Below are 13,417 nucleotides of genomic sequence, written 5' to 3'. Positions count from 1 at the left end.
TACCACTGCTGCGGCCGGACCCGCGGAGCCGCGGGGCCGTGCGGTCCGTTCAGCCGCGGGGCAGGAGGCCGACGTCCTGGCCGAGGCGGCGGGCGGCGGCGGCGAAGAAGGCGTCGCGGTCCTCGACGACACGGTTGAACTGGCCGAAGACCTCGAAGGAGACGAGGCCGAAGAGCTGGGACCAGGCGGAGACGAGGGCGACGGCGAGGGCGGGCGGGAGGTCCGGAGCGAGGTCGGCGGCGATGCGCTCGGCCTCGGGACGCAGGGCGTCGGGGAGCGGGGGGAGCGCGAGGCCCTCGCCGTCGTGGGCGCGGCGGGTGATCCCGATGAGGACGAGGCCGACGCGGGCGGCGGGGCCGACGGTGTCCTGCGGGGCGGAGTAGCCGGGGACCGGGGAGCCGTAGATGAGGGCGTACTCGTGGGGGTGGGCGACGGCCCAGGCGCGGACGGCCCGGCAGACGGCGGTCCACCGGTCGAGCGGGCGCCGCCCGGCGGCGTCGGCGTCCGCCTTCTCGGCGGCGGCGCCGACGGCGTCGTAGGCGTCGACGATCAGGGCGGTGAGCAGGTCGTCGCGGCTGGGGAAGTACCGGTACAACGCGGAGGACACCATGCCGAGCTCGCGGGCGACGGCCCGGAGGGAGAGCTTCGCGGCGCCCTCGGCGGCGAGCTGGGTGCGGGCCTCGTCCTTGATGGCGGCGGTGATCTCGATGCGGGCGCGGGCGCGGGCTCCTCGTACGGTCGTCATGGAGAGCAGTGTGCCACTTTCAGAGCACTGCCACGAAATGAGAGCACTGCTCTTGATTGTGAGCGCCCATCCGTGCACACTGATCTCAAGCGAGAGCAGTGCTCACACTTTGACTCCCCGGGAGAACCCCATGTCCGCTCAGCCCACCGGCCCCGCCGCTCACGTCATGAAGCCCGGCTGGTTCACCGTGAACGTGCTCAACCGCACCGTCTCCTGGATGACCCGCCGCGGGATCAGCGTCTGGGGCTCCCGCGTGCTGGCCGTCCGAGGCCGCAAGAGCGGCGAGTGGCGCCGGACCCCGGTGAACCTCCTGACGATCGACGGCGTCCAGTACCTGGTGGCGCCCCGCGGCCACGTCCAGTGGACCCACAACATGCGGGCCGCGGGCGGCGGGGAGCTGCACCTCGGCAAGCACGTGCAGGAGTTCACCGCGGTCGAGGTGTCCGACGACGACAAGCCCGAGGTGCTCCGCGCCTACCTCAAGCGCTGGAAGGCCGAGGTCGGCGTCTTCTTCGACGGCGTGGGCCCGGACTCCTCCGTCGAGGAGCTGCGCGCCGCCGCGCCCAAGCACCCCGTCTTCCGCATCACGACGACGGGCCCCGCCACCCGGGCGGCGTGAACCGTCCCGGACGGCGGAGCCCGTCCTCACCTCTCGCGGGCGCGCGGGACCACCCCGCACCCGTACGACCGTGACGCGTGCGGCGCACGCGCCGCCCGCATCGAACGCTCAGAGCTCCTCGGGAGCCTCCGTGTCGTCCTGTTCGGCGGCCGCCCGCTCCTTCTGCGAGACGCCCCGGCCCGCCGGGCCGACGCCGGACGACGTGTCCATCCGCCGGTCCAGGATCTCCAGCGCGCGCCGGGCCAGACCGTTCGACCTGACCATGCCGCCGAGGGTGGCGGAGCCGCGGGTGATGTCGGCGAAGGCGTTCCAGGCCGGACGGACGCCCGTGATGGTGGCGTGCAGCAGTCCCGGACGGCGCTCGAAGAGGGCGAGCATGCGCCGGCCGACCGCCATCTCGACGCCGAGGCCGGCCTTGATGGCGAAGGCGTAGTTGAGGGCCTGGCGCCGGGCGTCGACCGCGTCGTTCGCCTCGGCGACCCGCACGGCCCACTCGCCGGCGAGCCGGCCCGAGCGGAGCGCGTACGAGATGCCCTCGCGGGTCCAGGGTTCCAGGAGGCCCGCCGCGTCGCCGCAGACGAGGACCCGGCCGCGGGAGAGCGGCGAGTCGTCGGTGCGGCAGCGGGTCAGGTGTCCGGAGGAGATCGTGGGCTCGAAGCCGGCGAGGCCGAGCCGCGCGACGAAGTCCTCCATGTACCGCTTGGTGGCGGCGCCCTCGCCGCGCGCCGAGATGACGCCGACGGTGAGCGTGTCCCCCTTGGGGAAGACCCAGCCGTAACTGCCCGGCATGGGCCCCCAGTCGATGAGGACGCGGCCCTTCCAGTCCTCCGCCACGGACGGCGGCACCGGGATCTCCGCCTCCAGGCCCAGGTCGACCTGACCGAGCTTCACCCCGACGTGGGCGCCTATCCGGCTGGCGCTGCCGTCGGCGCCGACGACCGCGCGCGCGAGGAGGGTCTCGCCGTCGCCGAGCACCACGGCGACGGTCCTGCGGTCCGGCACGGACGGGCCGTGCTGCTCGACGCGGACGACCGTGGCGCCGGTGCGCAGTTCGGCGCCGGCCTTCTGGGCGTGCTCGACGAGCTGCGCGTCGAACTCGGGCCGGTTGATGAGCCCGAAGAGCATCCGGCGCGAGCGGCGGGTGCGGGCGAAGCGCCCGTCCAGGGAGAAGGTGACGGCGTGCACCCGGTCCTGGAGGGGAAGTTCGAAGCCCGGCGGGAGGGAGTCGCGGGAGGGACCGATGATGCCGCCGCCGCAGGTCTTGTAGCGGGGCAGTTCGGACTTCTCCAGGAGCAGTACCCGGCGGCCGGCCACCGCCGCCGCGTAGGCCGCGGAGGCACCGGCCGGTCCCGCGCCGACGACGACGACGTCCCAGACGTCCGCCACCGCGTCCTCCGGCTCCTCCTCCGTGACGTCGACCGCCTCCACGGCGGGCGCCGGGGCGCCCGGGTGCGGGTCCGTCACATCGGCCGCGGCGTCCCCCGCGTGCGCGGCCGCCAGGAGGTCCGCGCCCTCGGCGTCCGCACTCCCGGAATCGATGGTTCCGGCGTCCGCGCCCTCGGCATCGGCGACTCCGGAAGCCACGGTCCCCGCGTCCGGCACGGCGGCCGTGACCTCGGACGTCGCGGTGTCCGGGCCCGAGTCCGCCGCCGCCTCCGCACCGGTGGCCCCGGGAGCCGCGCCCACGGGCTCGGTGTGCTCCGGACCGGCGTTCTCTCCGTGCTCGCTGCTCACGATGTGTTTCTGCTCCTGATCCGACCGGTGGTCTGCTCCTGACGCATCCTACGGCGCGGTAGCCAGGGCACGGCGCCGTAGGATCGACGGTGCGTTCGCCGTACCACGACCTACGCCGAACGCCGTCCCTACCTCGTAACGTCGCACCCATCAGGAGCGTGCCCATGTCCTCGAATCCGATCGCGGAGACCGTCCGGTCCCTGATGCCCACGGCCAAGGCCGAGCTGGCCGAGCTGGTGGCCTTCGAGTCGGTGGCGGACGAGGCCGTGGCGCCGCGCAGCGAGTGCGAGGCCGCGGCGAACTGGGTCGCGGACGCCCTGCGCACCGAGGGCTTCCAGGACGTGGCCCTGCTCGACACGCCGGACGGCTCGCAGTCGGTGTACGGCCTCCTGCCCGGCCCGGAGAACGCCCCGACGGTCCTGCTGTACGCGCACTACGACGTGCAGCCGAAGCTGGACGAGTCGGCGTGGCTGACCCCGCCCTTCGAGCTGACCGAGCGCGACGGACGCTGGTACGGGCGCGGTGCCGCCGACTGCAAGGGCGGTTTCATCCTGCACCTGCTCGCGCTGCGCGCCCTGAAGGCGAACGGCGGCGTCCCGGTCACCGTCAAGGTGATCGTGGAGGGTTCGGAGGAGCAGGGCACCGGCGGTCTGGAGCGGTACGCGGAGCAGCACCCCGAGCTGCTGGCCGCCGACGCGATCGTGATCGGTGACGCGGGCAACTTCCGGGTGGGACTGCCCACGGTGACGGCGACGCTGCGCGGCATGACGATGATCCGTGTGCAGCTCGACACCCTGGAGGGCAACCTGCACTCCGGTCAGTTCGGCGGCGCCGCGCCGGACGCGCTGGCCGCGATGATCCGCGTCCTGGACTCGCTGCGCGCCGAGGACGGCTCGACCGTCGTCGACGGTCTGCCGGGCGACCAGGTGTGGGAGGGACTGCAGTACCCGGAGGAGGACTTCCGCCAGGACGCCAAGGTCCTCTCGGACGTGGCGCTGCCGGGTGCCGGCACGATCGCCGACCGCATCTGGGCGCGTCCCGCCGTCACCGTGATCGGCATCGACTGCCACCCGGTGGCCGGGGCGACCCCGTCGATCCCGAAGTCGGCCCGCGCCCAGCTGAGCCTGCGGGTGCCGCCGGGCCAGGACGCGGCCGAGGCGACGAAGCTGCTCTACGCCCACATCGAGAAGCACACCCCGTGGAACGCCCGCGTCTCCTTCGAGCAGGTCGGTCAGGGCCAGGCGTTCCAGGCGGACACGTCGAGCCCCGCGTACGCCTCGATGGCCGAGGCGATGAGGGTCGCGTACCCCGGCCAGGAGATGCAGACGGCGGGCATGGGCGGCTCGATCCCGCTGTGCAACACGCTGGCCTCGCTGTACCCCGAGTCGGAGATCCTGCTGATCGGCCTGAGCGAGCCCGAGGCGCAGATCCACGCGCCCAACGAGTCCGTGTCCCCGGAGGAGCTGGAGCGCCTCTCCGTGGCCGAGGCGCACTTCCTCGTCAACTACGCCCGGTCGAAGCAGGTCTGACAGCCGGTCGGATTCAGCGCTCGGCGAAGCTCGCCGAGAGCGTAGAGGCGTACGGCGGACCTGCGGCTTTCCGTAGGTTCGCCGTATGGCACCCATCGAGCTCATCCCGATCACCCCGCGTCTGCACCTGCTGGACTTCTCCATCGGCCAGGCATACCTGTGGCAGGACGAGGAGGAGCTGACCCTGATCGACGCCGGCTGGACCGGTACGGCGCCCGCGATCGCGGCGGCGATGCGCGCGGCCGGTCTGGATCCGGCACGGCTGCGCCGGATCGTGCTGACGCACTGCCACCGCGACCACGTGGGCGCGGCGGGCGAGCTGGCGGAGGCGTACGGCGCCGAGATCGTCGCGCACCGCCTCGACGCGCCGGTCGTCCGGGGCGAGGCCCCGGTGCCCGAACCCGACCTCCTGGAGTGGGAGGTCCCGCTGTTCGCGCACGGTCTGACCGTGCCGGAGGCGCCGCCCACCCGGGTGGACCGGGAGGTGGAGGACGGCGAGGAGCTCGGCTTCGGGGACGGCGCCGTGGTCGTCCACACACCGGGGCACACCCCCGGCTCGATGGCCGTCCATCTGCCGCGCCACGGCGTGCTGTTCGCAGGGGACACGGTGGCCTCGGTGCAGGGCGTCACCTTCGGCGTCTTCCACGTCGACCGCGCCCTCGCGAGGGACTCCCTGCGGGCGCTGGCCGCGTTGGCCCCGTCGGTGCTCTGCTGCGGTCACGGCGCGCCGGTGACCACGGACACGGCGGCCCTGCTCGCCGAGTCCGTGGTCGCGGCGGGGACCGGCGACGAGAAGGGGGCGGCTCCCGCCGCGCCGGCGGATCGGACACCGACCGTCCAGGACCGGGCCGGCGCGTCGCCGACCGATCAGGCACCGGCCGATCCGGCCGCCACCGACGAGCAGTTGCTGCACCAGCCCGTCGGGTACTGGACCGGCCTCGCGCACCGGACCGTCACCCGGCATCTGCGGGACGCCATGGCCCGGTCGGACGTCGCGCAGCCGCAGTACTGGGTGCTCAACGGCGTCGGCGGCGGGGCCGGGGCACCGACCCGGGAGGAGGTCGTGGCCCGGCTGACCCCGCTCGCGGACGGACCGCACGAGATCGGGCGGGTCGTCGACCAGCTGCTCCACCGGGGCTGGCTGCGGGTCGACGCCGAGGGCCGCCTGCACCTCACCGAGGCCGGTGAAGCGGCCCGGGTCCGTATCCGACGGCTGGTGACCGAGGTGCGCGCGGAGGTCCACGAGGGCATCGGCGACGAGGAGTACGTCGCCGCGCTCAAGGTCCTGCGCAGGATGATCGCCAATGTCGAGGGCGCCGCGCCGGACGCGGCGGGGAGGCGGTGAGGTCGGCGGTCAGCCGACCGGGACGCCGGCCTCCAGGTTGAGCACGGTGCCGCGTTCCCGGGCGCGCAGGGCCCATCGGAGGCGGCGGTAGCGCACGGGCGGCAGGAGGTCGGCCGCCTCCTCCTCCGTGACGAAGCGCCAGCCGCGCAGTTCGGCGCCGGGGAGGCGGAGCCGGGCCGCGTCGTCGGTGCGGAGGGTGCCGCCGTCGAAGAGGAGGCGCAGGCCGCCGTGGCCGGGGGGCTGGGGCCGTTCCCAGTCGACGAGCAGCAGGCGGGGCACGGCGTCGAGTTCGAGGCCGATCTCCTCGGCGACCTCGCGCATCCCGGCGCGGGCCGGCGGTTCGCCGCGCTCGACGACGCCGCCGGGGAACTCCCAGCCGGGCTTGTAGGTCGGGTCGACGAGCAGGAAGCGGTCCTGCTCGTCGAAGAGCAGCACCCCGGCCGCGAGGGTCTCGCCGGTCGGTTCCGGCGTCTGGACGATGCCGCAGGGGGCGGCGCGGCCGCCCAGGACGGCGTCGGCGACGGTCCGGGCGGCCTCGGCGACGGTCAGGGAGGACGTGTCGACGGTGTAGGCGTCGGCGGTGAGCCAGTCGAGTGCGGACCGGTAGGGGGCGAGGTGGTCGTGGCACCAGGCGCGGACGCGGGCGTCGGTCTCGGGGTCGCCGTACGCGGACCGGTTGTCGATCCGTTGGCGCAGGATCGTTTCCTCCGGTGCGAGCAGGACGTGCCGCACCTCGATCCGGCGGGCGGCGAGCCCGCCGAAGATCTCGTCCCGGTACTCCTGGCGGAGCAGGGTCATGGGGACGACCAGTACGCCGCCGACCTCGGCGAGCAGGGCGGCGGCGGTGTCGACGACCAGACGCCGCCAGATCGGCAGGTCCTGGTAGTCGTCGACTTCGGCGAGCCGTTTGGCCGGCAGGAGCCGGCTCAGTGCCCCGCCGGTGACCTCGGGGTCGTACAGGGTGCTGTGCGGGATCAGATCGACCAGCTCACGCGCGGTGCTCGACTTCCCCGCGCCGAACGTCCCGTTGATCCAGACGATCACGATTCCCCCTCATCGGTAGCCCCCTGTGGCTTGCCCTCAACACCCTGCCACGGAAACCCACGAACACGCGTCCGACCTCGACCGTGACGCTTCCGGCCCCCGGTCGTTGACAACGGCGTGCACGAGGGGGTGCGGAGATGAGCCGTAGGGTTCTCGAACGTTTTCCGGCCGGCGGTCCGCGGGGCAGCTGGCCGGCGGAGGAGTTCGCCGGGGCGCGACGGGACGAGGGGGTGCCGGCCCGGGTGGTGATGGACCTGGAGTCCGACACGTTCCTGGTGATCGTGGAGCAGCGGACGGCGGAGCGCGTACGGGAGTGAGGGACGGGCCCCCTGCCGTGCCGGGCAGCTGTACGTGGCGGTCGTTCCGGCCTGGGGGCCCGTGCCCCTGACCGTCCTCGGGCACCGGACCCCCGAGGAACCGTCAGCCGTCGCCTCTCGCGCCACCGTCGGACGCGGCACACGCCGCGGTATCGCCCGCCGTGCGCACGCGCGGGCCCGTGACGGAACCCGCGTCCGGCTCCCCGTCCTGCGTCCCGCTCACGGCCGCGCCCTGCGTCCCGCCCGTCGCGAAGGCCGTCCACACGCCGCCACGCGCGTGCGTGGCGGCGGCAGCGGCGCCGAGGAGGCCCGCGTCGGTGCCGGTGAGGGCCGGGACGACGGTGAGGCCGCGGGTGAAGGAGAGGGTGGCGTAGTCGGCGAGGCTGCGCCGGAGCGGGGCGAAGAGGACCTCGCCGGCACCCGCGACGCCGCCGCCGACGACGGCGATGTCGATCTCGACGAGGGCGGCGGTCGCCGCGATGCCGGCCGCGAGCGCCCGGGCGGCGCGGGCGAAGGTCGCGAGGGCGACGGGATCGCCGGCGTGTGCGGCGGCGGCCACCGCGGCGGCGGAGACGTCGCCGTCGGGTCCGGGCCGCCAGCCGTCGTCCAGCGCGCGGCGGGCGAGGTGGGGGCCGCTGGCGAGACGCTCGACGCAGCCCCGGGCGCCACATGCGCAGGGGTCGCCGTCGAGGTCCACCGCGATGTGGCCGATGTGGCCGGCGTTGCCGGTGGGGCCCGGGTGGACCCGGCCGCCGAGGACGAGACCGCCGCCGACGCCCGTGGAGACGACCAGGCACAGGGCGTTGTCGTGGCCGCGGGCGGCGCCGAGCCAGTGCTCGGCCGCCGTCATCGCGACGCCGTCGCCGACGAGGGTGACGGGGCGTCCGCCCGTGGCGCGGCGGACGCGTTCGACGAGCGGGTAGTCGCGCCAGCCGGGCACGTTGACCGGGCTCACCGTGCCCCGGGAGGCGTCGACCGGACCGGCGCTGCCGATGCCGACCGCCGCCGCGGCCTCCCACTGCGACGTGGCCGCCAGGTCTCCGAGTACGGCCTCGACCGCGCGCATCACCGTCTCGCCGTCCTCACGCGCGGGCGTGGGCCGCTGGGACCGGAAGCGGACCCGCCCCCCGCCGTCGACCAGGGCGCCGGCGATCTTGGTGCCGCCGATGTCGAGCGCGACGGAGAGGCCCGCGGCGGGGTCGGTGTGCATGGAGGCGGAATCTCCAGTCGGCGGCCGGGAACGGTACGTGGTCACCTACAGTCTCCCGCGTCGTGACAACGTTGTCCAGGCCCTATGCTCGACCTGGGACGGCGCGTCGTCCCGCAGGACCCCGAACCGACGGAGGAATCGCACACCGTGGCCGACATCGCCCGCCGCCCCGAGCACCGCTACGGCAATCGGCCCACGATGAAGGACGTCGCCGCCCGCGCGGGCGTCGGCCTCAAGACGGTGTCACGCGTCGTCAACGGCGAACCCGGCGTCACCGCCGACACCGAGCGCCGGGTGCAGGAGGCCATCGAGATCCTCGGGTTCCGCCGCAACGACAGCGCCCGCGTCCTGCGCAAGGGCCGGACCGCGACCGTCGGCCTCGTCCTGGAGGATCTCGCCGACCCCTTCTACGGGCCGCTGAGCCGCGCGGTCGAGGAGGTCGCACGGGCGCACGGAGCCCTCCTCATCAACGGTTCGAGCGCCGAGGACCCCGAGCGCGAGCAGGAGCTCGCCCTGGCGCTGTGCGCCCGCCGGGTCGACGGCCTCATCGTCATCCCCGCCGGCGACGACCACCGGTATCTGGAGCCGGAGATCAGGGCGGGCGTCGCCACGGTCTTCGTCGACCGCCCGGCCGGCCGCATCGACGCCGACGCCGTCCTCTCCGACAGCTTCGGCGGCGCGCGCGACGGTGTGGCCCATCTGATCGCGCACGGACATCGCCGGATCGGCTTCATCGGCGACCGGCCCCGCATCCACACCTCCGCCGAGCGGCTGCGCGGCTACCGCACGGCGATGGAGGACGCCGGGCTGCCGGTCCGGGACGCGTGGGTGTCGCTCGGCTCCACCGGCCCGGAGCGCGTCGGCGGGGCCGTCCGGGAGCTGCTGGCCGGGCCGGAGCCGGTGACCGCACTGTTCGCCGGCAACAACCGGGTCACCGTCACCGTGGTCCGCGCCCTCGCCGGGCACCCGCGTCCCGTCGCCCTCGTCGGCTTCGACGACATCGAACTGGCCGATCTCCTCGGCGTCACGGTCATCGCCCAGGACGCCGCCGCCCTCGGGCGGACGGCCGCGGAGCGGCTGTTCCGCCGTCTCGACGGTGCCGAGGAGGCGCCGGAGCGCGTGGTCCTCGGCACCACCCTCCTCCCCCGCGGCTCGGGCGAGATCGCGCCGCACACCGCCTGAGGCGGTGCCGCCCGAGGCCGTACGGCTCCGGGGGCACCCGCCCGAAGCCTCTCGGGAGCGGCTTCGGCCACGCACGACGGCCCCGCCCGCGGACGATTCCCGGGGCCGGGCCTCGTCGTTCAGCAGACGCGCAGGCCCGCCACCGCGCCGCCGCCCGCTCCCCCGGAGAGGTGGAGGACGCTGAGGTAGACGTTGTTGTTGCCGCTGTCGTCGTCGGTGCGGGCGAACCAGCGGCTGGTGCGGCCGCCGTAGGACTCCGTGCGGTCGAGGTCGACCTGGCAGAAGAAGGTGTGCGGGCCGGCGCCGACGGTGCCCATCTCGCCGCCGTCGTAGCGGGTGGTGGTGGCACCGCGCACGACCTGGCAGGTGGCGGAGGATCCGGAAGCGGCGCAGCCCTCGGCGGGCGGCGGGGCCTGGGTGGTGGGCGTGCCGGTGGCGCCGCCGGACGGGTCACCGGTCGTGTCCGTCCCGCCCGGGGCGGCGCCGCCGGGGTTGCCCGGGGCCGTCGTGGCACCGCCCTTCGAGGGGGGTCGCGTTCCGGAGCCGCCCGCCGCGGCGCCGGAGGCCCCGCCCGCGTCCGCCCCTCCGGCGCTGTCGCCGCCGGCCGAGGCGCTCGCGCCGGGGGTCTGCCCGGGGTCGGTCGGCCCCCCGGGGCGAGCCCCGGCGGACGGTGAGGCGGTGCCGCTCGGTCGCCCCGAGGACGACGCGCCGACGGTGCCGGGGTCGAGCACCCGCCCCGGGTCCCCGCCCGCCGCACCCTGACCGCCGTCCTGCGCGGCGTCACCGGCGGCCCGGTTGCCCGTGCCGTGGTCCATGAGGCCGTACGTGAGCCCGCCGCCGGCCAGCAGCACGGCGGCCACGGAGGCGGCCACCAGGACGGGGCCCCTGCGCGAGGCGGCCCCTGCCCGGCGGGCGGCCCGCGTCTCGGCCCGTCCCCCGCCGCCCGGTGCCCCGAAGGGGCCGGCGACCGGGGTCACGGCTCCCGCCGGGGGCACGGGCACGGCCGGTCCGAAGCCTCCGCCGGGCGGGATCGCGCCCGGCGGCGGGGGCTGTACGGCGCCGCCGGTTCGGTACGGCTCCGCCGGGGCCGCGAAGGGAGCTCCGAAACCGGCGCCTGTGCCGACCGGGGCGGCCGTACCGGGGCCCGGGTCCCGACCCGCCGGCACCTCGGGCGACGGGCCCGCCGCACCGGCCGGCATGCCCGTGCCGCCCACCGGAGCGCTCTCGGCACCGGTCGGAGCGCCCGCGTCCGTGGGACCGTCGCCGCCCGCTCCCCCGCGGCCGTCGTACGCGGCCGGGGCCGTATCGGGCGCGGCCGCGGGAGCGGCGACCGAGTCCAGGAGCCGTGCCGCCTCGCGGGCCGTGGGCCGGGAGGCCGGGTCCTTGTCGAGGAGACGGAGCAGGACGGGTGCGAGGGGGCCGGCGCGGCGCGGTTCGGGGAGGGGTTCGGTGACGATGGCGGCGAGGGTCGACCAGGTGGAGGTACGGCGGAAGGGCGAGGCGCCCTCGACGGCCGCGTACAGCGTGGCTCCCAGGGCCCAGACGTCCGAGGCGGGGCCGGGGTCCTGGCCTCGGGCCCGCTCGGGGGCGAGGTAGTCGAGGGATCCGACGATCTCGCCGCTGCGGGTGAGACGGGTCGCGGAGCCGTCGCCCGGGTCCTCCATCGTGGCGATGCCGAAGTCGGTGAGGACGATCCGGCCCGACCGGTCGAGCAGGATGTTGCCGGGCTTCACGTCCCGGTGGAGGACGCCCACGTCGTGGGCGGCGGCCAGGGCCTCCAGGACGCGGGCGCCGATCCGGGCGGCCTCGGCGGGGTCGAGGGTGCCGCGCTCGCCGAGGACGTCGTCGAGGGAGGGCCCGTCGACGAGTTCCATGACGATGACGGGCCGGCCCTCGTGTTCCGTGACGTCGTGGACGGCCACGACCCCGGGGTGGCGGACACGGGCGGCGGCCCGTGCCTCCCGGGTCATCCGCAGCCGGAGATCGGCCAGTTCGGGCGCCGCCGCGTCCGAGAAGGTGCGGAGTTCCTTGACGGCGACCTCGCGGCCGAGGACCTCGTCCACAGCGCGCCAGACGACGCCCATGCCCCCGCGGCCGAGCCGGCCCACGATTCTGTAGCGGCCCGCGAGCCGCCCGTTCTCCCCCGATGACACCGAAGCCCCGTTCCCCTGTCGAGCATGCGCGCGCACGGCGCTTTAACTCGTACAGGGTACGGGGCAGTTGGCCGGATCGAGACCCTTGATGGGTCTTCGCGGCTACTCGGCGGAGGCGGTGAGGTCGCCGCGTCGCGGGGCGGCGAACCGGTCCAGGGCGGCACGGTTCATGCCGGTGAGGGCGTCGACCTCGGCGGTGTCGAGGGCGCCGCAGTCGATGCCGCGGAGCAGGTAGGAGCTGAGGGCCTTGGCGGTGGCGGGCTCGTCCATGACGTCGCCGCCGGCGTGGTTGGCGTACGCGGAGAGGCGCTTGGCGGCGGCCTCGAAGCCCTCGCGGTAGAAGGCGAACACGGCGGCGTAGCGGGTGGGGATGTGGCCGGGGTGCATGTCCCAGCCCTGGTAGTAGGCGCGGGCGAGGGCGCGGCGGGTGAGGCCGTAGTGCAGGCGCCATGCCTCGTGGACGTGCTCGGTGGAGCCGACGGGCAGGACGTTGGTGGAGCCGTCGGAGACGCGGACGCCGGTGCCGGCGGCGGCGACCTGCATGATCGCCTTGGCGTGGTCGGCGGCCGGGTGGTCGCTGGCCTGGTAGGCGGCGGAGACGCCGAGGCAGGCGCTGTAGTCGAAGGTGCCGTAGTGCAGGCCGGTGGCGCGGCCCCCGGCGGCGCCGATCATGCGGGCGACGGCGGCGGTGCCGTCGGTGGCCAGGATGGACTGGCTGGTCTCGATCTGGATCTCGAAGCCGAGGCGGCCGTCGTCGAGGCCGTGCGCCTTCTCGAACGCCTCCAGGAGGCGGACGAAGGCGGAGACCTGCTCGGGGTAGGTGACCTTCGGCAGGGTGAGGACGAGGCCGTCGGGGAGGCCGCCGTTCTCCAGGAGGCCGGTGAGGAAGACGTCGGTGGTGCGGATGCCGCGGTCGCGGACGGCGGACTCCATGCACTTCATCCGGATGCCCATGTACGGGGCGGCCGTGCCGTTCGCGTACGCCTCCGAGATCAGGCGGGCGGCGCGGGCGGCGTCCTGGTCCTCGTCCTGGCCGGCGTAACCGTCCTCGAAGTCGACCCGGAGGTCCTCGATCGGTTCGCGCTCCAGCTTGGCCCGTACGCGGCCGTGGACGTCCTCGGCGAGGTCGTCCGAGAGGCCGAGGACCGCGGCGAAGGAGGCGGCGTCGGGGGCGTGCTCGTCGAGGGCGGCGAGCGCCTGGTCGCCCCAGGAGCGGATGGTGCCGGCGTCGAAGACGTTGCCGGGGACGTACACCGTGTGGACGGGCTGGCGGGTGCCGGGGTCGCCCGGGTAGCGGCGGTCCAGCTCGGCGTCCACCGCGGCGAGGGAGGCGCTGATGCCCTCGCTGACCGCGCCGGCGAGGCTCGTCGACACCTTCTCCTGCTGACCCATCCCACATCCTCCTGTTTTCCGCTGCACGGAATCAACAATCCGTATAGCGAAGTTAGTAGGCAGCCCGGACCTGAGTCAATGGTTGTCCGAAACGGCCGGGGGCCGCACGGCGAGAGATCACCGTGCGGCCCCCGGGCCCGACAGAAC

10 protein-coding genes and 2 pseudogenes are annotated in these 13,417 nt (G+C 75.0%); 6 read left to right on the top strand and 6 right to left on the bottom strand.

Annotated elements, in window-relative coordinates; all coding sequences use genetic code 11:
• Window positions 1–49: 49 nt before the first annotated feature.
• Window positions 50–745: a TetR/AcrR family transcriptional regulator gene (locus tag AB0424_RS01135; RefSeq protein ID WP_366301201.1), complete on the bottom strand. Its 696-nt coding sequence runs from the start codon at window positions 743–745 to the stop codon at window positions 50–52.
• A 130-nt stretch (window positions 746–875) separates the two neighbouring features.
• Here AB0424_RS01135 and AB0424_RS01130 point away from each other — a divergent pair, with 130 nt between their 5' ends.
• Window positions 876–1,364, top strand: a complete 489-nt coding sequence (locus AB0424_RS01130; protein ID WP_366301199.1) for a nitroreductase family deazaflavin-dependent oxidoreductase — start codon at window positions 876–878, stop codon at window positions 1,362–1,364.
• A 108-nt stretch (window positions 1,365–1,472) separates the two neighbouring features.
• On the opposite strand, the gene AB0424_RS01125 is transcribed toward AB0424_RS01130, so the two are convergent.
• Window positions 1,473–2,750, bottom strand: coding sequence for a geranylgeranyl reductase family protein (locus tag AB0424_RS01125; protein ID WP_366301842.1), 1,278 nt, complete (start codon window positions 2,748–2,750; stop codon window positions 1,473–1,475).
• Between the two features lie 512 nt (window positions 2,751–3,262).
• On the opposite strand from AB0424_RS01125, the gene AB0424_RS01120 reads away from it, so the two are divergent.
• From AB0424_RS01120 to AB0424_RS01110, 3 genes and pseudogenes are all read left to right on the top strand, one after another.
• Window positions 3,263–4,627: a dipeptidase gene (locus AB0424_RS01120; RefSeq protein ID WP_366301198.1), complete on the top strand. Its 1,365-nt coding sequence runs from the start codon at window positions 3,263–3,265 to the stop codon at window positions 4,625–4,627.
• A gap of 85 nt (window positions 4,628–4,712) precedes the next feature.
• A pseudogene (locus tag AB0424_RS01115) lies at window positions 4,713–5,393 on the top strand (MBL fold metallo-hydrolase); the annotation flags it as partial.
• Between the two features lie 90 nt (window positions 5,394–5,483).
• Window positions 5,484–5,972: pseudogene (locus AB0424_RS01110) on the top strand (MarR family winged helix-turn-helix transcriptional regulator); the annotation flags it as partial.
• A gap of 9 nt (window positions 5,973–5,981) precedes the next feature.
• Here the strand turns inward: AB0424_RS01110 and AB0424_RS01105 are convergent.
• Window positions 5,982–7,016 carry an NUDIX domain-containing protein gene (locus tag AB0424_RS01105; protein WP_366301197.1) on the bottom strand — a complete coding sequence of 345 codons (1,035 nt, stop codon included), beginning with the start codon at window positions 7,014–7,016 and terminating at the stop codon, window positions 5,982–5,984.
• A 137-nt stretch (window positions 7,017–7,153) separates the two neighbouring features.
• Between AB0424_RS01105 and AB0424_RS01100 the strand changes: the two genes are divergently transcribed.
• The gene (locus AB0424_RS01100; protein WP_366301195.1) at window positions 7,154–7,333 is read left to right on the top strand and encodes a hypothetical protein; all 180 of its coding nucleotides are present in this window, start codon (window positions 7,154–7,156) and stop codon (window positions 7,331–7,333) included.
• Window positions 7,334–7,436: 103 nt separating this feature from the next.
• Here AB0424_RS01100 and AB0424_RS01095 read toward each other — a convergent pair whose 3' ends face one another.
• Window positions 7,437–8,543: an ROK family protein gene (locus AB0424_RS01095; RefSeq protein WP_366301194.1), complete on the bottom strand. Its 1,107-nt coding sequence runs from the start codon at window positions 8,541–8,543 to the stop codon at window positions 7,437–7,439.
• A gap of 147 nt (window positions 8,544–8,690) precedes the next feature.
• Here AB0424_RS01095 and AB0424_RS01090 point away from each other — a divergent pair, with 147 nt between their 5' ends.
• Entirely contained in the window at window positions 8,691–9,725 is a 1,035-nt protein-coding gene (locus AB0424_RS01090) for a LacI family DNA-binding transcriptional regulator (protein WP_366301193.1), read from the top strand.
• A 119-nt stretch (window positions 9,726–9,844) separates the two neighbouring features.
• On the opposite strand, the gene AB0424_RS01085 is transcribed toward AB0424_RS01090, so the two are convergent.
• Complete coding sequence (locus AB0424_RS01085) at window positions 9,845–11,878, bottom strand: protein kinase (protein ID WP_366301192.1); 2,034 nt, start codon at window positions 11,876–11,878, stop codon at window positions 9,845–9,847.
• A gap of 102 nt (window positions 11,879–11,980) precedes the next feature.
• The gene (locus AB0424_RS01080) at window positions 11,981–13,270 is read right to left on the bottom strand and encodes an aldolase/citrate lyase family protein (RefSeq protein WP_366301191.1); all 1,290 of its coding nucleotides are present in this window, start codon (window positions 13,268–13,270) and stop codon (window positions 11,981–11,983) included.
• Window positions 13,271–13,417: the final 147 nt, after the last annotated feature.

It is taken from the genome of Streptomyces sp. NPDC051180, assembly GCF_040689545.1.
Classification (GTDB): domain Bacteria; phylum Actinomycetota; class Actinomycetes; order Streptomycetales; family Streptomycetaceae; genus Streptomyces.
Note: the sequence above shows the minus strand (reverse complement) of the source record. Positions and strands in the feature narration are given on the sequence as shown.

Bases quoted from the DNA above. Each gene is read 5' to 3' on its own strand.
- AB0424_RS01135 (WP_366301201.1), bottom strand. From the start codon at position 745: ATGACGACCGTACGAGGAGCCCGCGCCCGCGCCCGCATCGAGATCACC.
- AB0424_RS01120 (WP_366301198.1), top strand. From the start codon at position 3,263: ATGTCCTCGAATCCGATCGCGGAGACCGTCCGGTCCCTGATGCCCACG.
- AB0424_RS01100 (WP_366301195.1), top strand. From the start codon at position 7,154: ATGAGCCGTAGGGTTCTCGAACGTTTTCCGGCCGGCGGTCCGCGGGGC.
- AB0424_RS01130 (WP_366301199.1), top strand. From the start codon at position 876: ATGTCCGCTCAGCCCACCGGCCCCGCCGCTCACGTCATGAAGCCCGGC.
- AB0424_RS01095 (WP_366301194.1), bottom strand. From the start codon at position 8,543: ATGCACACCGACCCCGCCGCGGGCCTCTCCGTCGCGCTCGACATCGGC.
- AB0424_RS01080 (WP_366301191.1), bottom strand. From the start codon at position 13,270: ATGGGTCAGCAGGAGAAGGTGTCGACGAGCCTCGCCGGCGCGGTCAGC.